A 21166-nucleotide genomic window follows, 5' to 3' on the forward strand; every position below is an offset into this window, starting at 1 on the left:
CACCATTCATCAGACTCTAAAACACACACGACACTAAATTAATTCAATATCGCCTTTCACAAAGAACTATACAGAAACGAAAATCTTTAAATCAACATCATTACTATTTGCTGTGGATATCCAACTCTGGATTAGCTGATAGGCTTGGAGCGATTCCTGACTACCATTGTGACCTTTATTCAGTTGGATCTCAAAATGGGTAGCCGAAAAGCTATTTGCGGAAACTATCCAAACTTCTTTTTGCACACGACTTGATCTGCGCCGTTGAGCTACAATTTCCCAAGCCTGCTCAACTGCTCGCTCACGAGCTTTCTGATTAGGAGCTGAAAAGCGCGCACCACGTAGAAGCCTAATCCGTTCCGTCATTTGCTGTGGAGCGTTTCGCGTCGGCCAACTTGATGCCAAAATATTCCAGTTAGCCGCTTTGAGGTTTTTATTACCAGTTATCAGCATTTCAATGTTCTTGATAGCCTGCCCTCCCACCTCTGCTAATGCACCGGCTGAGGAGTGAGGCTTTACTTTGGCGCTGCCGCACTTAACGTGAACGTAAATAAGTTTACTTACCGACGAAAGTATAAAATCTGCTGGCTCGGTATCCATATCCGTACAAAAAACAAGATCAACATCCGGAATATACTTATGAAAAGGGCCAAGCTGGGATCGAGTTGGATTGGGTTGTGAATTGTCTTTTAGCTTATCAAGCAAATGAAACAAAGAACCCTCATTAAATTCTTCATTGACTACTTGAATAACTTTTTTCTCATCCTTATCGAGTTCCACATAACCTTTCTCATCGAGCAACGGACTGAGCAACTCTGGCAACCCAATGACTATATTTTCAAGACTTGAGCTCGCAATTCGAAAACCACCTTCAACTGGAAGTTTTAGCTCGTAGAATTTCCCTTGGGAATAACTAACCCCATCTTCTAGAAGAATTTTGTGCAAGTGTTCAAAGAGAAATGGAAAAAGGTCTACATATTGCTGACCGTCTCCGTATACATCACACAAAAAATTGCTTTCTGATTCAAAGATCACGAATGGACTTTGATCGCAAAGTGAAATATTTATTTTCAACTTTGGAAAAGCCGGATCTAAAATCACTCCACCGCTATTTTCTAGGTACACAAAACTATTATCTATAACAGCTTTGTGCCCATCGATGAGGATGTGTACGGGCTGAGGCAAATCGCTAAAATCAAAAATTACACTTTCAATTTTCAGGTTAAGATCAACAGGAATAGGCTTCGCAAATGAATGCAAGAGATTACTACTTATAATCTTATCGGCAGAAATGGTCGCCTCCATATTTTGTAGCCATTGATCTAGCTCATCCAACATATATTGACCATCTTTTTGATCGGATATTCTTCCAGAATCGATGCCTATATAATAGCTGCTCTGTTTTGCGCCTAAATGATCAAGATTGTCACATTTCAATGTCGCAACACGATAGGAAGAATTTCGCTGAAGATCAGCTATATTTTCAAGATTACGGCCTTTCATCGAAACGCTTTCTGGCCGTTTATTGGCCGTACCAACCGACCTACTACTTGCTTCCTTAGTTACGGCCGAAGCCCCTAGAGACATTACATTTAATAATTTATCTTGTCCTATGGGGCTTCCTATGCACATTTCCGCATCATAGTTAAATCTGCGCCCTCTACTGTCATAGATAGCAACGACGCTTGGTTGAAGCTTTTTCAGGAGAGTAACCTCTAATGACGGTTCAAAGAAAAACTCATCTTTTAAAAACCTAGATCTATTAAAGGCTATTGAAATAATTATATTTATACCTCCTGCAACCTCAAAGTGCTTAGCTAACTCCCCCGCTTGGTTGCTCCGCCAGTACAGAACGTCGGCCGCAGCTTGAATATCAAAATTATCGAGCGTATTAAGAAAACAGATAGATGCGGTTGGTATTATCAATGAGTCTTCAGGATTGAAAGCATTTATATCAAATTTTTTTAGAAACCTATTACCGTAATAACTAGCATCAGGAAACGAATCAAGATATATCTCGATCAGCTTATTTACATCTAAAGAAGATATAAATTTACTTGCCGCCGCGGGGGTGCTTAGTGACCTATCAAAGTACCTATAGTTAACCCACATCCTTTCGTTAGCGTTTACATTACATTCAATCACTATCGGATTAATATCTTGATAAAGCCTTACGATTCGCCCAACTGTTTGTACTAGTTCACGCCCTGAATTTACTGCATAGGTGAGAATCAGCAGCTTTGCCTGAGGAATATCAACCCCTTCATCGAGTTTACGCTGATGTATTATTACTTGATATTCAGAGTCGCGAAGATTTGCAGGGACATCAACCTTTACATTATGCCTTGGGTCGCGAACATACTGTTCATGCACTGCTAGAACGGAGAACTTTTCATTCAAAAGCTTGTAATAGTATTCGATATCCCCGAACTCTTTACACTTTACTATGCATTTCGCACTAGGATAATCTTGTAAGAACATCGTTATGCTTTTAATTAACTCGTCACCTTCTGCCAAGCAGAAGACGGGATCCATCAATATTTTTTGTTCCAGCGCCTCTTCAAATGTATAGATGTAGCTGGAGCTATCATCAACGTCAAACTGGAACAAATCATTCCGATAAGGGGTAGCTGTAATTACAATCTTATGTGCTCCAGCGTCACGAACTAGACCTTTCCAGATTGGAGAGGGTTCGGAGTGACCTTCATCCACTATAATCAAGTCAATTTCTTTCTTAAGTCTGGCAAGCTGCTCGGGCGTAAAACTTACGAGCTTTTGAAAAGTTGATACGTAAACTCCAGGAGCGCTTGTATCATTGACATCTTCGTAAACCTCTTTCTTAGCCCCTTCATAACCAGGAACTAGAGCCTCAAAAAACCCCCCACTAATTTCTTTTATCAACTGGTCGCATACAGCTCTGCGATGACATAAAACCAATACTCTAGGTTGCGGTGATGTATGTGCCACTACAGCTATTACACCAGACTTTCCGGCTCCGGTTGGCAAGCTGATTAGGCAAGATTTTGAGCCTAGCGCCTCCACCGGCCTCTTAATATAGGTGAGAGCTGTCTCGACACTTCGCTTTTGACATTCCCTCAATCCGCTCCACAATTCCGCATTCAGCGGAAAGCCACAAATTTTAATGCTCACATATACCTCCCTGTACGTTAAAACTATAATTTACAAAGGCAGATTTCTGCTTTTATGAGATTAATTTACTAACCATGCCAAGGATAGCATAATGCCACCCCTTAATGAGAGCAGCCACTTATAAACTGCGCATCTTATTCGTGCTCTGCTCTGAGTGGCGTGAGCTCTGCTGAAAACAGTCGTTGATAGTTTCTGCGGCAAAAAAATACCCGCCTGAATTTGAAATGTTCACTTGATCTTGACGTAAAGAAAAACTGGCTCAAATTTCACGTAGCAGTGTTGAACACGGGCGCTCTGCAAACTCACTGTGGCGAGAGCCGGACTGCTCGGGTCTTATCAACCGCACCGGTCGATTGCGGCCCGTCGCCGTTAGTCATTTCAAGCAAGATCCTCGTAGCAAACGAACGAGCCGAGGAAAATCAGCGAAAAATCTGCCACAAAAAAGGAAAGCTCTTACAATCTCGACCTGGATTTCTGAACCAGCTTTTCGGTCACCTTAACTGCTGGCACCAAGAGGCGAGTCTGTGAGCAAGGTTGATAGAACACCCGAGCAGTTGGTCGACGTGAAGAATCTTGAAGCATCGCTGCAACGCTTTGCGGATGATCGCGACTGGCAGCAATTTCACTCACCCAAGAACCTCCTCATGGCACTCACAGGCGAGGTAGGTGAACTCTGCGAAATTTTCCAATGGATGAGCGAGGCCGATTCAACGGGTGCAGCAAAGCGTCCCGAAACCGCTCAAGCTGTGAAGGACGAACTGGCTGACGTGCTTATGTACTTGGTCCGCTTGGGCAGTGTGCTGGGCGTCGACCTCAACGAAGCAGTGACAAGCAAGCTCACCCTGAACGGGCAGAAATACCCTGTCGACAAAGCTAAAAGCACCAGCAAAAAGTACGACCAACTCTGACCCATTGGGTTCTAAGGACCACTCGTGATCGTTTACGCTGCGACCAAACAGCAATTCCTCAAAGACAGCGATAACGACGATATTGAAGACGTGATCCTCAGGCACTTCAAAGAGGCCACCGGTAAGAAGGTAGGAGCTTCGGAGATTAGATCCTGGCAGGGTTCACTGACTTATATGGCCAAGGTGCTTCGAGACGACGGCCTGCCCAACAGCGCCGGCCTGGCAATTGAGCTGCATATCCCTCAGTCATCGAAACGAATCGACTTTTTGCTGACAGGCCGCGATGAGAATCAGGCCAAAAATGCGGTATTGATCGAACTGAAGCAATGGAGCAAGGCCAGCGCAACCACCAAGGATGCGATTGTCAAAACGACGCTGGGTGGAGGTCTTGTCGAAACCATTCATCCGTCCTACCAAGTCTGGTCATACGCCGCGCTGCTGGAGGGCTTCAACGAAGCCGTCTACGACAAAAGCATCGAAGTACGCCCCTGTGCCTACCTCCATAACTATGTCAGTGATGGCGTCATCGACTCTGCTCACTACGAAGCCTATACCAGAAAAGCCCCTTTGTTCCTCAAGGGCCCCGAAGAGCTAGCAAAGCTGCGAAGTTTCCTCAAGAAACACATCATTCATGGCGACAACAAGGAGGTTCTTTACGAACTCGCCAACGGGAAGATTCGCCCGTCCAAAGCACTGGCGGAGGCGCTGAGCGGGCTAATGAAAGGCAAGCCTGAGTTCGTATTGATTGATGATCAAAAGTCAATCTTCGAGTCGGCGCTCGCTGCGGCAAGTGAGGCCTCTGTTGAAGCGCCGAAGGTGCTGATCATCGAAGGAGGTCCGGGTACCGGAAAAACAGTATTAGCGATCAACTTGCTGGTGAGGCTCACCGCCTTGAAGCTGTTGAGCAAGTACGTCTCAAAAAATGCTGCGCCGCGCAAGGTGTACGAGAGCAAGTTGGTTGGCACCGTCAAACGTAGCCACTTCTCCAACTTTTTTTCCGGTTCGGGAGCCTTCATCGATACCGAGCCCAATACGTATGGCGCGCTCATCGTTGACGAAGCCCACAGGCTCAATGAGAAAAGCGGGCTTTATGGAAACCTGGGTGAAAACCAGATAAAGGAGCTGATCGAATCAGCAAAATGCTCGATTTTTTTCATCGACGAAGACCAGCGCGTGACCTTGAACGACATTGGTAGCAAGCAGGCTATCCGCGCCTTTGCCAAAGCCAAAGGCGCAACCGTGGAGGAATACATACTGTCTTCCCAGTTCCGTTGCAGTGGTTCTGATGGCTACCTGGCGTGGTTGGATGACGTATTGGGGATTCACGCGACAGCCAACCCGCTACTCGATACCAGCGAGTATGAGTTCAAGGTGTTCGACTCCCCTCAGGCGATGCATGCGGCTATCGAGCAGAAAAACCACGGAAACAAGGCTCGCGTTGTCGCGGGTTACTGCTGGTCTTAGCTCAGCAAGAAAGACTCCAAGGCCGCTGACATCGTTATCGGCAATGACTACGCACGCCAATGGAATCTGGATCAGGATGGCAGCTTGTGGATCATCGCTGAAAATTCCATTGAACAGGTCGGTTGTATCCACACCTGCCAAGGGCTGGAAGTTGATTATATTGGAGTGATCATCGGACCGGATCTAGTCGTGCGTGATGGGCAGGTGGTGACTTCGCCGCATGAGCGAGACAAGCACGACAAATCGATCCGTGGCTGGAAGAAGTTGATGAAGGAACAACCTGCTCTGGCGCAGCAAGAGACAGACCTGATCATCAAAAACACGTACCGAACATTGATGACTCGTGGGATGAAGGGCTGCTACCTATACTGTACAGATCAGGAGACCGCGCAATACTTTGAGAGTCGACTTGCCGGGTACAGCAACGACTGATGGCCCCGCGGGTTGGATGTCACTATTCGGGTCCAGCCTCACGAAAACCGTAGGCTGAACCACAAAAAAGTCGGTCAAATGCCGTGCAAAAACCACAAAAAAGTGGGGGAACAAATGGGGGATCAGAGCGCTTTTCAAACTATTTAACTTATTGTTTTTCAAACATATAGATCGATTAAAAGCTAACCACAAGCCGGCTTTTTAATGTCTGGAATTCCCCGATCAGCACGGCCTGCTAAATCAAATAGCCTCACGCCTAACACCATTCTCCAATGCCTGAATGGCGTCCAAAAAACTGACCTTACGCTCAGACTGCAAAAAGCTCACACCCAGAACGAATTCTCTTACAATCCCTGTCTAGTTTTCCAAATCCACTTACGGATGCGATAACGATTGGCGATCAAGAGGCGAGCCTGTGAGCAAAGTAGGTAGCACATCCGAGCACCTGGTGAACGTTGAAAATCTTTCTGCTTCATTGCAGCGCTTTGCTGATGATCGTGACTGGCGACAATTTCATTCTCCGAAAAACCTTCTCTTGGCACTGACGGGTGAAGTGGGCGAACTCTGCGAAATTTTCCAGTGGATGAGTGAGGCCGACTCAATGGACGCAGCAAAACGCCCCGAAACAGCCCAAGCCGTAAAAGACGAACTCGCAGACGTCCTCATGTACTTGGTCCGCTTGGCCAGCGTGCTGGACGTCGACCTCAACGAAGCCACCAAAAGCAAACTCGCACTTAACGGTTTGAAGTACCCCGTCGATAAAGCCAAAAGCTCCAGCAAAAAATACGACCAACTCTGACATACAACGCGCTAAGGATTTCTCGTGATCGTTTACGCTGCGACCAAACAGCAATTCCTAAAAGACAACGATAACGACGACATCGAAGAGGTCATTCTCAGGCACTACAAAGAAGCCACGGGCAAACGCGTTGGGGCATCGGAGATAAAATCCTGGCAGGGCTCGCTGACGTATATGGCGAAGGTGCTTCGAGACGAGGGGCTACCGAATGACGCTGGCTTGGCTATTGAACTGCACATCCCCCAATCCTCGAAGCGTATCGATTTTTTGATGACTGGCAGGGATGCAAATCAGGGTAAAAATGCCGTTCTGATTGAGTTAAAACAGTGGAGCAAATCGACAGCGACCACCAAGGACGCAATCGTCAAAACCGCCTTGGGTGGCGGCATAGTGGAAACCATCCACCCGTCTTACCAAGTCTGGTCATACGCCGCATTGCTGAAGGGATTCAACGAGGCTGTCTATGACAAGAGCATTGATGTCCGTCCCTGCGCCTACCTTCACAACTATGTCAGTGATGGGGTCATAAATTCAGCGCATTACGAGGCGTACATCAGCAAAGCTCCGCTGTTCCTAAAGGGACCGGATGAGCTGGAAAAGCTGCGCACTTTTCTCAAGACACACATCCTTTACGGCGATAACAAGGAAATACTCTATGAGCTTTCCAATGGAAAAATTCGCCCGTCGAAGGCTTTGGCTGACGCACTTAAAGGGCTTCTAAAAGGCCAGCCTGAATTCATATTGATCGACGATCAAAAAGCGACGTTTGAATCCGCACTTGCAGCGGCGAGTACCGCCTCTGAGGCTGCGCCGAAGGTGATTATCATCGAGGGCGGCCCAGGGACTGGCAAAACAGTCCTGGCAATCAATTTGCTCGTGAGGCTTACAAGCCTTGGGTTACTGGGCAAATATGTTTCTAAAAATGCTGCGCCGCGAAAAGTGTATGAGAGCAAATTGGTAGGTACGGTCAAACGCAGTCACTTTTCCAATCTATTCTCCGGCTCAGGCGCCTTCATCGATACCGAACCCAACACGTTTGATGCACTAATCGTCGACGAAGCCCACCGCCTAAACGAAAAAAGCGGGCTCTACGCTAATTTGGGTGAGAACCAAATCAAGGAGTTGATCGAGTCGGCGAAGTGCACGGTCTTTTTCATCGATGAAGACCAACGAGTCACCTTGAATGACATTGGTAGCAAACAAGCCATACGAGCTTTTGCTAAAGCAAAAGGAGCAGAGATTGAGGAATACACGCTGTCATCGCAGTTTCGGTGCAGTGGGTCCGACGGCTATCTGGCTTGGCTAGACGACGTGTTGGATATCCGTACAACAGCCAACCAACTGCTTGATAACAGCGAGTATGAATTCAAAATATTCGACACGCCTCACGCCATGCATACGGCGATCGAGCAGAAGAATCACGGTAACAAAGCTCGGGTTGTAGCCGGTTACTGCTGGCCATGGCGCAGCAAGAAGGATGCTCGAGAGTCCGACATCGTCATAGGCAGCGACTACGAACGCCAATGGAATCTGGATCAGGACGGCAGTTTGTGGATCATCGCAGAGAACTCGGTTGATCAGGTCGGGTGTATCCATACCTGCCAGGGTCTGGAGGTCGATTACATCGGCGTAATTATCGGACCGGATCTCATCGTACGGGATGGACGCGTTCTCACCTCAGCTCTAGAGCGAGATAAAAACGACAAGTCTATTCGGGGCTGGAAAAAGATGATGAAAGAGCAACCCGACCTGGCCAAACGGGAAACAGACTTGATCATCAAAAACACCTACCGGACCTTGATGACTCGAGGCATGAAAGGCTGCTACCTGTACTGCACAGATCCTGAAACAGCTCAATACTTTGCGGCTCGGCTTACAAACCAAATCCACGATTGATAGTTCATGGGCGCTTGCCTCGATTACACGAAGCAAGCGCCTCGCATCACCTCGGCTGCAAACACTCCACAGCCCGATCCGCAACCATCTTCGCCATCTCCACCAAATGCATCACCGCCCGATGCGGCGCCCCCAGCGGTTCACCCAGCGCCTGCGACGTAGCCACCGCACATTGCAGCAACTCCGCCACTCGCACCCAGGCATCCTCAAAGCTCAGCTCTTCATTAACAGTGAATGGCTCAGTCGCAGCCGATAACAGCGAATCCGAAACAACGTTATCCATAGAAAACCTCTAGCGGTAAGTAATTACCACCGTCCTTTCGCGACTAAACGAGCAGAGGTGGCGGCTGTACGCAGGTTAGTCGACCGGCCGCTAGGCACCGGCGCACCCGAAGGTGCCCTGCGCACAGCCACCATAAAGTGCAGGTGAGAAGACACCTGGCTTTGGGATGGCGCGTGCGCCTAGCGAAGTCCGGGCGACTAAACCCGATCACTGAATATGCAGTGACGGTCCGCAGCCTAGTCCCGCGATTTTGCTGGCGCAAGCCGCTCGGATTCTCTAGGAAACGTCCTGCAAATGAAAGGGACCGGTACTGCTGGCCACCCAACCACTGTCACCCCTGAGTTGACAGTATTACCCCTCCCACCCGATTTATCCCCCACCACCCACCCATTAATCTATGCCCATGTTGAACGCAACGCCCAACCCAACCCAACCCAACCCAACCAAAAAAGGATTTCAACCATGAGCACTCCAACCCTCAGCCGCTTGAACAAAGACGACGCCGTAGTCTTGCTGGTCGACCACCAAACCGGCCTGATCTCCCTGGTGCAGGACTTCTCCCCCAACGAGTTCAAGAACAACGTGCTGGCCCTGGCCGACCTGGCGAAGTTCTTCAACCTGCCGACCATCCTCACCACCAGTTTCGAGCAAGGCCCTAACGGCCCGTTGGTGCCGGAGTTGAAGGAGATGTTTCCGCAGGCGCCGTACATCGCTCGTCCTGGTCAGATTAATGCGTGGGATAACGAGGATTTCGTTAAGGCAGTCAAGGCGACTGGGCGTAAGCAGATCATCATTGCGGGCGTGGTGACGGATGTGTGTGTGGCGTTCCCGACGTTGTCGGCGCTGGCGGAGGGGTTTGAGGTGTTTGTGGTGACGGATGCGTCGGGCACGTTCAATACCACGGTGCAGCAGGCGGCGTGGAACCGGATGACGCAGGCGGGGGCGCAGTTGATGAATTGGTTTTCGGTGGCGTGTGAGTTACAGGGTGACTGGCGCAATGACATGGAAGGGCTGGGGAATTTGTTGTCTCAGCGGATTCCTAACTATCGGAATTTGATGAATGGGTATGCGGCGGTGACGGCGCGTCAGGGCTAAGGCTGAGGGGGGCTGCCACATTTGAACTTTGCTGATTTGAGCATTAGGGCAAGCCCGCTCGCCATCTGACGCGGAGCGTCACAGGAGGCATTCCCACGCGGAGCGTGGGAACGATCAGCGATCATCAGTCGAGGATCAGGTGCGGCAAGAACCGGCTTGAGTCTTTGGTAATCAAACTATTGTCTTCCCGCACGCCAATCCCCGCCGCTTGATCGCCAATCACCCACGACCCGATCAGCGTGTAGCTGTCACCAAAGCGCGGCAGCGGCGCGAACTCCTGGAGGATGAACGGCGCATCGGTGTAGGGGCCGTCTTCTTTTACGATCAGGCCGTCGGCGGTTTGCAGTTCGATGTTGGCGCCTTCGCGGGAGAAGAACGGTTTGCGCACCCAGCCCTTTGGCACCGCTTTGCCGGGGTCGGTATCCAGGTGGGACGCGAGCAGGTTGGGGTGGCCTTTGTTGAATTCCCACAACAGCGGCAGGATACCTTTGTTGGAGAGGATGGATTTCCAGGCGGGCTCGAAAAACTGCGTATCGCACTGGGCAATCGCGGCGCCGAAGGGCTCGTGGAAGATGAATTCCCAGGCGTGCAATTTGAACAGGTGCGGGATCCAGCGATCTTCGAGGTCGACGAAACGGCCGTCGCTGGTGAGGCCGATGTCTTCGATGTCGATGTGACGTGATTCGATGCCAACCTTTTCCGCGACGAGGCGCAGGTAGTCGGTGGTGCCTTTGTCTTCGACCGAGTCTTTCATGGAGGCGAAGTAGAACGGCTGGTTGACCTGCAATTGGGCGAAGGCCTGGTGCAGTTTGGTGTCGATACTGTTGAACTGGTCGGCATGCTTGGGCAGCAGGCCGCGTTCGATGCACTGTTCCAGCCAGCCCCATTGAAACGCCGCGGCCTCATAGAGGCTGGTCGGCGTGTCGTAGTTGAGTTCGAGCAGCTTGGCGGGCCCGCTGCCGTTGTAGGAGAAGTCCATGCGCCCGTACAAGTGCGGGTGGCCTTCGAGCCATGAGGTTCGAATCATGTCGAAGAACGGCGCGGGAATGCTCAGGCGTTCCAGCAGCTCTTCGCTCTGAACCACGCGGGCCACGAGGTCCATGCACATGTCATGGATCTCGGTGGTCGGGTCTTCGAGGTCGCGCTCGATTTGCTCGAGCGTGAATTGGTAGTACGCGCGCTCGTCCCAGTAGGGTTCGTCGTCGATGGTGTGGAACAGAAAGCCGAGGCTGTCGGCGGTCTGTTTCCAGTCATGACGCTCTGCGCAGTGGATCTTTTTCATGGCCCGGTTTCCTTAGCTGCTCGACCCGCCGCCACCCCAGCCGCTGCGTGCGCTGGCTTTGCTGCCGAAGCCACCGCGGGAGGTAGAGGACGCCACCGACACCGGCTTGCTGGAGGAGCGCAGCGTGTTGGTGTAATTGCTGCTGCCGTACCTGGCCTGGTTGGACCGGCCGAATGTCGCCCCATTCGAGACCCGCTGGTTGAGCGTCGAAGAGCCGTAATCGCCGCGATCATCGCGGTAGCGGTACACCGGCTCGGAACGGTAGCTGTTGCGATTGTTGCTGAGCATGTTGCCGATCAGCAGGCCGGTCAGCAGGCTGCTGGTGGAGAACCCTGAGCCGCCACTGTTCGCTTGGGCGCCGCCGACTTGCGCGTTGGCCGCATCGACTTGGGATTGCGTCACCTGGCCGGCGGCGGTCAGTTCGAAACCGCCCAGTTTGGGGATGAACTTGCCGTTGGAGTCCTGCTGACACCAGTTGGCGACAAAGTCGGCATCGCAATCGGCCTGGCTGTCGTACACCGGGGCAATGCGCCGATGCTCGGCCATGGCCGTCATGTAGGCGTCCGAGCACACGTCCACCGGCAGCTTTTCATCGGCGCATTGCTGAACAGACTGGAAGTTGTACTTCTTCTGCAAATCGTAGGTTTTTTCGGTCGGCCCGCAGCCGGATATCGCCATGGCGACCGACGCTGCCAGCGACAGCTGGACGTACTTGCTTCGTTTCATCGGGAGCTCCGTGCGCGATCAGTTCTGGGTAGGCGTCATGCACGCGGCATTCAACATGCCGACGCTGATGGCCACGGCGGCCACGTAGATACCAGCCGCGAGTTCGCCGTTCTTGATGCGCTCGGACGTGCCTTTGAGCACCAGGCTGGTCAGCAGAAAGGCCAACAGTTGGACGACGGCTGCGATCACCGCCCAGACGACGAAGTCGAGGATGCTGATCGAGTAGGCAATCACGTTGCTGGCCGGAATGGCGAAGCCGATGATGGCACCGCCCAGGGCGACCGCCGCCGACACGTTACCCGCACGGATCAGTTCGAACTCTTTGTGCGGTGTGACGCGGGTGTAGATGAACTGGAACAGCGCGAAGATGACGGCAGCCCCCAGGATGTACGTGACAAACCCGAACACGGCCGCTTTGTTCAGGGAGATGGAGAGAGCTTCTAGCATGGACTTCTTCCTTTTTTAGAGCGCATTCAGGTCGGTTGTGTACAGCGAAATGCCCAGCGAGGTGCTCAGGCTGATGGTGCCTTCGGCGTCTTCTTCGACGGAAAACAGCAAAAATTCTCGACGATCGGTCAGGCCTGTGTCGCGGGCGTACAGCATCGAACGGTGCTCGACGGTGTAGGCGGTCTCGGGGTTGATCACCTGCTCGGTCATCGCCACCAGTTCTGTCTGGCCCGCCTCGCTGCCCCACACACGGGCGTATTCGACGCCGTCGTGGGTGTAGGTCGGCAGCCCGATCAGGCTTTGTGGCCCGGCCAGCCGACGCAGTTCCGCTTCACTGCTGAGGGTGACGACACTGAGGTAGTTGAACAGGATCACCGACTCGACCTGCCCGGCGATGTCGCCGGTGGTGTGCACCTGCAGCCAGTAATCTTCGTCGTTCATGTAGTAGCGCGACAGCCAGGTCGATTGCCCGAGGTCAACGGTGCCGTTGGCCCAGATCTCCTGGGAGCCGGGGATCACCACCGTGGTTTTCTCATCGAGCAGCAATTTCAGGCTCGTGTCGAACATCACGCCTTTGCCCGGCGCCAGGCCCAACGGACCGGTGACCGGCGGGGTTTGGCCTGCGGTCCATTTCGATTCTGTATTCGCTTGCGGGGCCTCAAGCCCCATCAACTGTTTAAACCATCCCATTGGAGATTTCCTTGAGGCGGGTGGAGGCGATGTAGAAGAGTTCGCCGCCTTCAACGCGCGTGGCGCCAGGCGGGTTGATTGACGGTTGTTGAGCACCTTTGGCGCGATAGCCGATGAGCGTGGCGTTGTGCTGTTCTTTCATCCGGGTGTACAGGTCGCCGAACGTTGCCTCAAAGGCCTCGGGCAATTTCATCAGGTATTGGGTGGCGCCTTGCCCCACGCACAGCAGCTCATTGATGACCACTGACGAGCCCGGATCCTGAGAGGCGCGCACCAACATTTCGATGGCCATGCTTGAGGTGCATTCCAGGCTGGGGGCATAGGAGCTGGCGAGTGCGGCAATTTCACTTTCATTGAAGTGGGCGACCACATGCCCCACAGGGCTCAATTGATTCACCGCCAGCACGGTGGCCAGCGTCAGGTCATCAGAGGGGGTTCGCACCAGCACCCGCTCGGCACCGGGAACACCTGCACGCCGCAGTAACGCGGTGGAGGACAGGCTTTCGCCTCTGACGAACGCCGCTTTGCCCGGCATCGGGTTTTCGTCCAGCGTGCAATCGCAAATGACGATCAGGTTGTCGTTCGAGGTTTCGTCTTGAAGCAACAACTCAATGACCCGTTCGCTGGTCGCGCCTTCCCAGCCGATGAGCACGGTGTGGCCGACCTTGCCGGTGAAATCGCCTTTGCCCTTCATGCCTTTTCTCCATGCATCAATAACACTGCTGGTGGTTTTGCCGATGGCCGCCGTCAGCAGCGCAATGCCCCCGAGCATGACCCAAGTGGCGACAAAAATTCGCCCCGCCGAGGTCTGCGGCGCAAGGTCGCCATAGCCGACGGTGAGTGTGGTGGTGAGATAGAAGTAAATAAACGTGGCGGGCGCGGTGAGGTGTTGTTCGCCCAGAAACACCAGGCCCAGATAAGCCGTGCTCAGGTGCACACCCAAGGCAATGAGCAGCCCTGCCCAGCCGAAGCGGTGAAAGAGGGAGGCGGCGTAGAGGCGCAGCAAAAGAAAAATCGACATGTCGTCCCTGATTCCCTGGGTACTTGATTCCTGATGACGTCATCGCCTCGGAATTCACCCGGCATTAAACCTGCTGCGCGGCGTAGAGAGAAGTACCTTGGCCGCAATAAACCCGGCCAGCGCACCAAACAGATGACCTTCGAAGGAAATCCCCTGCCGCGGCACAAAGCCAAGGATCAGGCCGCCATACAGCACCGCCACCACACCGGCCGTGATCAAGTTGCTCCAGCTCCGGTGGAACCAGGCGCGAGACAACAGGTAGGCCCATAGCCCGAATACCCAGCCGCTGGCACCGATATGTACGCCGCTAAAACCGAACAGCCAGACCAGCGAACCGCCCAGCAGAATAATGATCGCGCTGACGGCGATGAACCGGTTGAGCCCTTCGACAATGACCAGGGTGCCCACTACCAAAAAGGCAATCAGGTTGGCGCTCAGGTGCGCGAAGGACGCGTGTAAAAAAGGTGAGGCGAGGATGCCGAACAGCCCCTGCACCGTTCTCGGGATCAGGCCGAATGCCATGAGGCTGTAACCGGTGGCTACATTGAGCAGTTGCAGCGCGACCATAAAGACGGCCAGGCCTGCGATTGTCTTGAAACCCTTGATGGCGTCCATCCTGAACTCGATATAAAGAGGAACACTGTCACTGTGGCGAGGCAGCTTGCTCCCTCGCCACAGGTTATCGGTTGCTCGCCCTATCGTTTATGCTTATTCAGCCGACTTTTGCTTCAGGCGTTCCAGAATCGCATTGGCGCTGCCTGTATCCGGCGTGATGCCGGCGTCGCGCAACTTGCGCTCCAGGTCGCTACCCGTCGACGCCTCAGCCAGCTCATCCTGGGCTTGCAGCTCAGCGGCGCGTTGCTGCTGTTTGGCCTGCAAGCGGTTCAGCGTACCGACGGCAGTTTCCAGCTTGCCGTTGGCACCGCCACTGGCGATGGACGCGCTGACCTGAGCCTTTTGTACGCTCTCGCGCGCCTTGGCCATGTCCACTTGCTGGCGCAGGCTTTTGATCCGGCTTTCGGCCTTGGTGATGTCTTTGCGCATGCTCTCTGCGTACCCACCGAACTCGGTGGTCTGCTTTTGCTCGACGTCACGTTCGTTGGTCAAAGTCGAAATGGCTTCAGCCACTTCCAACGCCAGGTCTTCGCGATTGGCCTGGATAGCGGCCATCGCCTTGGACTCAAGGTCCTTGATCTTGGCGTCGTACTCGCCCACGCGGTCAGCCGCCAGCTTGTGCTTGGCCATGATGCTGACCAGCTCACGCTTGGCGTTGGCCAGCGCGCTGTCAGCGTCGCGAATTTCCTGGTCGAGGATGCGCAGGGCTTGTTGGTCAACGATCGATTCACCGACTTCGCTGGCACCGCCACGTACCGCAGTGAACAATTTGCTCCAGATGGACTGAGTCATTGGATACTCCAGAATAATTAGTTGAAGAAACGTTCGAAGGCTTCGCTGGCGCGCTGCACGTTGTCGACCAGGGTTTTCACCTCGGTCACGATGTTGGTCAGGCTGGAATCGGAGCTCAACGCACCGAACATGTTGTAAACAACTTGCCCGTTAGGCATGGACTCGATACCGATCGAAGACAACGGGAACATTTCCCGGCTGCGCAGCACCGCGTCATTGAAGGCGGTTACGTCGTTGATGGACTCGACGTCGACCAGCACGGTGTCCACGATGATCTGCTCGCCCACTACCGCGATGTAAATCGGCAAGCCCCCGAAGTCGTTCATTTCCAACTTGATGCTGGACTCGGCGCCTTGAACGAGAGAAAGCGTAATGTCGTTGGAAACCACTTCATCCAGAGCCTGAAGCGCTGTGAAGAGGCGATCGATATTCCAGTTAGTACCTGCGCTCATGAAATTCTCCGACATGAATGAGCCAGCCAGAATCGGTTGGCGAAGCTGTTTCTCCATTTGCTTGAGCAGGCTTCGGTTTTCGGGAAGCACCCAAGTCTCGTGTTTCACATAACCGGCAGCCGTCAGGCCCGCGCGCATCTGCTTCATGTAAAAGCTCGATGGTTTTTTTGCGGGCGACTTCAAGCGCTCTCCCTTGCGGCTCGCTGAATCGGTATCGGGCCCTGCTGGCGGGCTCGATGGAGAGCTGCTTTTCATGGTACTGACCTCGTTGTGAAAAACTCACGCGTGAGAAAATCTACAGGTAATTCTCGGCCCACTCAATAGCTCACGCGTGAGATTTTTCCTGGTGTTTCCGCTCGACCCAAATGCCCAAGGGTGTCACGACAGCATCGCAATCTGATGAACGGTTATTCGGCGCTGACACCGCATCAACACTGCGCTTGCCGCGCTCTACGATAAGCCTGCCTTGAACGGTGGGCTTTTTTGTGTGCGCTTGTCTTACTGCATAAATGTTCCCAAATAGCCCTGGCGTTGTGAATTGTTGTGAAGGCTTTGCGAATTGAGCAAAAGTCCGTGCTAAGTTCCGTGACGTTGCAATTCACAGCATTCTTGCACAGCGGCCTGCCAACTAAGGCCGCCCTCTTGTTATTCAATAAACAGCCTCGGGTAGTTAACCAGGAAGTTGTGCGGCCCTGCGCGTTTTAAAAGTGGCCGGCGCAATAATTACATCAGGAGAAGCACCATGGTAGCGAAGGTAGAAACGACCCCAAAGGACGCTGCGGTCACGAATAAAAGCTCCGTCGCTGCCTGGGAAAAATCGGTCAAAAAAGCTGCTGCGCCGAAGGATGAGTTGGGTAAAGGCCAGAAGCGTCCCGAAGGTGATACGCGCTCGGCCCAGCAAATTATTGATGACACGCCGCTGCTGGCTAAGCTCGGTAATCAGAGTGGAGTGAAGGACAACCTGAAGAAGCAGGTCGGGGATTTTGAGAAGGATGCGGATGCGGCTTACCGCGCCTCCAAGGTGCTGGAGCATGTCGAATATATCGACGAAGACGGCAAGCTCACTGACGGCAAGGATGTCGGCAACAGCAGCATCGACGGTTTCACCAAGGATGGGGAGGCGCGGCATGGCACTGAGGCGGGCCGCCTGCAGGATTTCGGCAAGTATGGCTATTCGAGCCTGCGCGGCGAGGTGGTGAAGTCGGATTTGGGCGATCAGCAGAAGCGCCCCGACGGTGATACGCGCTCGGCCAAAGAGATTATCGACGCCACGCCGCTGCTGAAAAACCTCGGCAACCAGAGCGATGTGAAGGACAACCTCAAGAAGCAGGTGGGTGACTTCGAGAACGACGCCGACGCCGCGTACCGCGCCACGCAGGTGCTGGAACACGTGGTGAGCCTCGATGAAAACGGCAACTTGCTCACCGGTATCGACGCCAGGAATAAAGACAACGACAGCATTGATGGTTTCACCAAAGACAAGGAAGCCCGCCACGGCACCGAAGCCGGCCGCTTGCAGGATTTCGGCAAGTACGGCTACTCGAGCCTCAAAGGCGACCTGATGCACGTCAAAGACGCCACCCATTCCGACAAGGCCGCGCCGCCCGATGAGCCGCAAGACGTGCAGGCACTGCGCGACAAGTACAACATCCCGACCTTCGGCGCCGAAGGGCTGATGGACATGGAGTTGCCCAACGACAAGACCGTGGGCGGCCAGACGGCGGAGAACTTTGTGCAGGGCATCCGCGATGACATCAAGAGCGGCAAGCTGGCCGAAGACTCGGATGAAGCCAGGATCGTCAAGCTTATGGACGCGCAAGCCGCGCTGGACAGTGGCTATGACCTGTATGGCTACGCGGAAAGTATCAACCTGGGCAGCGGCACTTACCGTGAGACGGATAAAACACCGACTAAGTTGAATGGCAAAGATGTGAAGGAAATGGTCGACGAGGACAAACTCGCCAAGGAAATTTCTACACTGATGGGCAAGGAAGGGATTAAGGACCGTTACGACGCTGAACTAAAGAAAAGTGTCGGTAGTTTGTCGCAAGACCGCTTGAATGAAGTGCGCGAACAAGTGTTCCCGGCACTCTTCAAGGATGGCACGCGTGAAGCCAACTTGAACTTTGAAGACTATGTCATTGCCATGAACGACTCGGGCGACCCGAAAAAATCTGAAACGGCTGAGTTGGATGTGGACCGCTATTTCGAGTCGCTGCGCATTCTGGAACCCGACAGCTACGCCGCGCGCCGTCAGACATTTGACCAGAACATGATGACGCACCAGCTCAACACCTACATGGAAAACCCCGACAAGGTCTCGCCGGAAAATGCCGAAAGTGGCCTGAAGGCTTCGTTTACGATGATCAAGGGCGGTATCAACGCTGCCTTGGGTGGCCTGGACAAGGGCGACAAAGCCTACGATATGTACAAGAAGATGAAGGATGAGATCGACATCCTCGATGGCCATATCAAAGGCCTGACCCCGGCAGAAAACAAACAGATCGCCGCGGCCATTCGCCTCGCTGCCGCCAGCGGCGACCCGAAAGCCATCGACAAAGTGGTCGACACCCAATTGAAGGGCCTGGGCGCCAATCGCGAGGCGGCCGCCGGCTCCTTGAAGACCGTGCTGCACACCGCCAGCTCCACCGGCGGGCTGAGTGCCATGGCCGGCACGATGAACCTGGTCAGCGGCGCCCTGCAACTGGCCAATGGCGGCGGCAACATGACCGACGACCAGAAAATCGCCGCCGCGAAAGACCTGGTGTCCGGTTTGAGCTTTACCAACGACTTTCTCAAGTTCGGCTCGAACATCGTAGAAACCCTGGGCGGCACTAAAACCTATGACCCGGCCGTGGACAAAGACGGCAAAGGTCCGCCGAAAATCAAAGCCACTGAATGGCTCGGCCTTATCGATGAGAACCTGCCGGATATCTGGGGCAAGAAAACCACGGAAAAATCTGACGCATTGGCTGCCTCCATCAGTACGCGCGTCAAAGAATCTTCCGAAACCCTGAAGAAACTCGATGTGGGCAACCTGTCGGCCGATGAGGTCAAGGAATACGACAACGCCGCCAAATCCCTTGGCGAGCAGATGGGCGTCAAGAACATCCCCGGCAAAGGCACCCCGGCTTCAAAATCCGAAATCGCCATCGCCTCCGGGCGCTCGTTCCTGCGTTTTATGGGCGGTGCCGGCCTGGACTTGACCGGCGGCGTGATGGACATCGTTTCCGGCGCGCGCAAACTGAAAAATGCCAAGACCGCACTGGAAAAAACTGACGCGGCCTTCACCCTGGGCGGTGGCGCGTCCGGCACCGGTATGGCGATCGCCAATACCATCGCGATGTTCGCCCCCAAAGGTGCTCACCTGGCTGGGAAACTGGCCGGTGATGTTGCCGCAACCGTGGTCCGCGGGCTCGCCATCGGCGCCCGCATTGCAGGGCCGGTTTTCGCCGTGGCCGGTGTGATCTTCGGGGTAGCAGGCACGCTGATTGCCGAAGCGGTCGAGCACGCCAAAATGCAAAAGCTCACCGATTCCCAAGGCAAGTTCTTCAAGGACCTCGCCGACGCCGGCGTGACCAAGGACGACTGGGGCGACAAGCTCGAATACGCGCGTTATGCCACGTACATGTACGGCGGCCGCGATACACCGGACGACAAATCGATGTTCGAGTACCAGTCGGATGAGTGGAAACACTTCAAGGAAACCGAAGACAAAAAAGGCAGCTCCCTGGCGCGTCTGGCGCCGTACCTGCACAAAGACAGCGACCCCGACAGCAAGAACCTGTGGGAGAAATTCCTGGCGGGCGGCACCAGCTCCAGCGGGCCGCACGGCAGTGAACGGCATACCGATGACTGGCGGCCGTGGGGCAGCACGGACATGGACACGGGCAAAAAGGAAAGGGCCTGATTTTATCCATTCAACGGTTACAGCCTGGACTGAACGGCAGGCTGTAACCGTTATACGCACCTAGCCTGCCAGCTCCCGCTCAATCTGCTCAATGCTTGGCAAACTTGTTTGCAGCTCTGCCGGTAACGATTCCACCAACTGATATTCCGCCACGCCGATCGGCCGGTTGTTGTCGCGCAATGCGTATTCAGCCACCACTTCATTTTTGCTCTTGCATAACAACAGGCCGATGGTGGGCCCGTCCTGCGGGTGTTTAAGCTTGGCATCCACTGCCGACAGGTAAAAACTCAGCTTGCCGAGGTGTTCAGGCTTGAATTTGCCTGTCTTGAGTTCGATCACTACGTAGCAGCGCAGCTTCAGGTGATAGAACAACAGGTCGACGAAGAACTCATCACCGCCAACATCCAACAACACCTGCTGGCCGACAAAGGCGAAACCGGCGCCCAATTCAAGCAGGAAGTCGGTGACGTGCTTGATTAACGCGTTTTCTATATCGCGCTCCTGTGCATCCAAAGCCAGGCTGAGGAAGTCGAAGCGATAAGGATCCTTGAGCGATTCGCGCGCCAGGTCGGATTGGGGTTTGGGCAAATGGTGTTCAAAATTGCTGACGGCCTTGCCACTGCGCTCCAGCAGGCGATGCTCGATTTGCATCACGAGGGTGTTACGTGACCAGTTGTGTTCAATTGCCTGGGCGATGTACCACCGGCGCGTTTCGGGGCCGGGGAGTTTGTCTAGAAGCACCACATTGTGGCCCCACGGCAATTGTGCAGCAGCCTGTTGCACAAATTCGGCATTCGGCCACGCCTCGGCAAAAGCGCGCATGTATTTGAGGTTGCGCGGCGAAAAGCCCTTCATCTTGGGGAAGGCCGCGCGCAAGTCTTGGGCAAGGCGATCAACCACCTTGCTGCCCCAACCCTGCGCGGCCTGACGGGTCAGAATATCGTGGCCGATCTGCCAGTAAAGCAGCACCAGTTCGCGGTTCACCGCCAGCGTCGCCCGCTGCTGGGCCGTATGGATGCGCAGTTTAAGGTCGCTCAGCCAGTCGCTGTAGCCCACAGGAAGCGTGATCAAGCCAATGGAGATTTCGCTCATGCCCGTTTCACTCTTGACTGGAGGGGCACAAGCTAGTCAGTGGTTTTTACTGTCACAAGGGGCTGCGAACGGTTCAGGAAGGGCCTTGCACAGATCACAGAAACGCCCTGCT

Annotated in this window: 16 protein-coding genes and 1 pseudogene; 6 read left to right on the forward strand and 11 right to left on the reverse strand. The window is 53.8% G+C overall.

Annotated elements, in window-relative coordinates:
- Nucleotides 1-66: 66 nt before the first annotated feature.
- Entirely contained in the window at nucleotides 67-3150 is a 3084-nt protein-coding gene (locus HX783_RS20735; protein WP_218175315.1) for a DEAD/DEAH box helicase family protein, read from the reverse strand.
- A 524-nt stretch (nucleotides 3151-3674) separates the two neighbouring features.
- Here HX783_RS20735 and HX783_RS20740 point away from each other — a divergent pair.
- The 4 genes and pseudogenes from HX783_RS20740 (at nucleotide 3675) to HX783_RS20755 (ending at nucleotide 8649) form a co-directional block, all read left to right on the forward strand.
- On the forward strand, nucleotides 3675-4058 hold the full coding sequence (locus HX783_RS20740; protein WP_170044005.1) for a nucleotide pyrophosphohydrolase: 384 nt from the start codon (nucleotides 3675-3677) through the stop codon (nucleotides 4056-4058).
- A gap of 24 nt (nucleotides 4059-4082) precedes the next feature.
- Nucleotides 4083-5954 (forward strand): annotated as a pseudogene (locus HX783_RS20745) (DNA/RNA helicase domain-containing protein).
- A 415-nt stretch (nucleotides 5955-6369) separates the two neighbouring features.
- Nucleotides 6370-6753 (forward strand): nucleotide pyrophosphohydrolase, encoded by a 384-nt coding sequence (locus tag HX783_RS20750; RefSeq protein WP_177018071.1) that lies wholly within the window; start codon nucleotides 6370-6372, stop codon nucleotides 6751-6753.
- Between the two features lie 24 nt (nucleotides 6754-6777).
- Nucleotides 6778-8649 (forward strand): DUF2075 domain-containing protein, encoded by a 1872-nt coding sequence (locus HX783_RS20755; protein ID WP_177018072.1) that lies wholly within the window; start codon nucleotides 6778-6780, stop codon nucleotides 8647-8649.
- 46 nt (nucleotides 8650-8695) lie between these two features.
- Here the strand turns inward: HX783_RS20755 and HX783_RS20760 are convergent, their stop codons facing one another.
- Complete coding sequence (locus HX783_RS20760) at nucleotides 8696-8932, reverse strand: DUF6124 family protein (protein WP_177018073.1); 237 nt, start codon at nucleotides 8930-8932, stop codon at nucleotides 8696-8698.
- Nucleotides 8933-9394: 462 nt separating this feature from the next.
- Here HX783_RS20760 and ycaC point away from each other — a divergent pair, with 462 nt between their 5' ends.
- Nucleotides 9395-10027: an isochorismate family cysteine hydrolase YcaC gene (gene ycaC, locus HX783_RS20765; protein WP_177018074.1), complete on the forward strand. Its 633-nt coding sequence runs from the start codon at nucleotides 9395-9397 to the stop codon at nucleotides 10025-10027.
- A 124-nt stretch (nucleotides 10028-10151) separates the two neighbouring features.
- Here the strand turns inward: ycaC and HX783_RS20770 are convergent, their stop codons facing one another.
- The 8 genes from HX783_RS20770 to HX783_RS20805 all read right to left on the reverse strand — a co-directional run bounded on the left by HX783_RS20770 (nucleotide 10152) and on the right by HX783_RS20805 (nucleotide 16199).
- Nucleotides 10152-11309, reverse strand: coding sequence for a glutathionylspermidine synthase family protein (locus HX783_RS20770; RefSeq protein WP_177018075.1), 1158 nt, complete (start codon nucleotides 11307-11309; stop codon nucleotides 10152-10154).
- A gap of 12 nt (nucleotides 11310-11321) precedes the next feature.
- The gene (locus tag HX783_RS20775; RefSeq protein WP_159960212.1) at nucleotides 11322-12035 is read right to left on the reverse strand and encodes a DUF1190 domain-containing protein; all 714 of its coding nucleotides are present in this window, start codon (nucleotides 12033-12035) and stop codon (nucleotides 11322-11324) included.
- A gap of 18 nt (nucleotides 12036-12053) precedes the next feature.
- A complete protein-coding gene (locus HX783_RS20780) occupies nucleotides 12054-12482 on the reverse strand; it encodes a DUF350 domain-containing protein (protein ID WP_159960214.1) in 429 nt (142 codons plus the stop codon).
- Between the two features lie 15 nt (nucleotides 12483-12497).
- A complete protein-coding gene (locus tag HX783_RS20785) occupies nucleotides 12498-13172 on the reverse strand; it encodes a DUF2491 family protein (RefSeq protein WP_177018076.1) in 675 nt (224 codons plus the stop codon).
- Entirely contained in the window at nucleotides 13159-14193 is a 1035-nt protein-coding gene (locus HX783_RS20790) for an ion channel (RefSeq protein WP_177018077.1), read from the reverse strand. The genes HX783_RS20785 and HX783_RS20790 overlap by 14 nt, the downstream gene beginning before the upstream one ends.
- Before the next feature lie 54 nt (nucleotides 14194-14247).
- Nucleotides 14248-14808 (reverse strand): rhomboid family intramembrane serine protease, encoded by a 561-nt coding sequence (locus HX783_RS20795; protein ID WP_177018078.1) that lies wholly within the window; start codon nucleotides 14806-14808, stop codon nucleotides 14248-14250.
- A gap of 93 nt (nucleotides 14809-14901) precedes the next feature.
- On the reverse strand, nucleotides 14902-15600 hold the full coding sequence (locus HX783_RS20800; protein ID WP_177018079.1) for a PspA/IM30 family protein: 699 nt from the start codon (nucleotides 15598-15600) through the stop codon (nucleotides 14902-14904).
- Nucleotides 15601-15617: 17 nt separating this feature from the next.
- On the reverse strand, nucleotides 15618-16199 hold the full coding sequence (locus tag HX783_RS20805) for a YjfI family protein (RefSeq protein WP_145162716.1): 582 nt from the start codon (nucleotides 16197-16199) through the stop codon (nucleotides 15618-15620).
- A gap of 595 nt (nucleotides 16200-16794) precedes the next feature.
- Between HX783_RS20805 and HX783_RS20810 the strand changes: the two genes are divergently transcribed.
- Nucleotides 16795-19962 carry a hypothetical protein gene (locus HX783_RS20810; protein WP_177018080.1) on the forward strand — a complete coding sequence of 1056 codons (3168 nt, stop codon included), beginning with the start codon at nucleotides 16795-16797 and terminating at the stop codon, nucleotides 19960-19962.
- A gap of 60 nt (nucleotides 19963-20022) precedes the next feature.
- On the opposite strand, the gene HX783_RS20815 is transcribed toward HX783_RS20810, so the two are convergent.
- Nucleotides 20023-21054 (reverse strand): YhcG family protein, encoded by a 1032-nt coding sequence (locus HX783_RS20815; RefSeq protein ID WP_177018081.1) that lies wholly within the window; start codon nucleotides 21052-21054, stop codon nucleotides 20023-20025.
- Between the last annotated feature and the right edge of the window lie 112 nt (nucleotides 21055-21166).

The sequence above is a fragment of the Pseudomonas sp. D2002 genome, from assembly GCF_013385735.1.
Taxonomy (GTDB): domain Bacteria; phylum Pseudomonadota; class Gammaproteobacteria; order Pseudomonadales; family Pseudomonadaceae; genus Aquipseudomonas.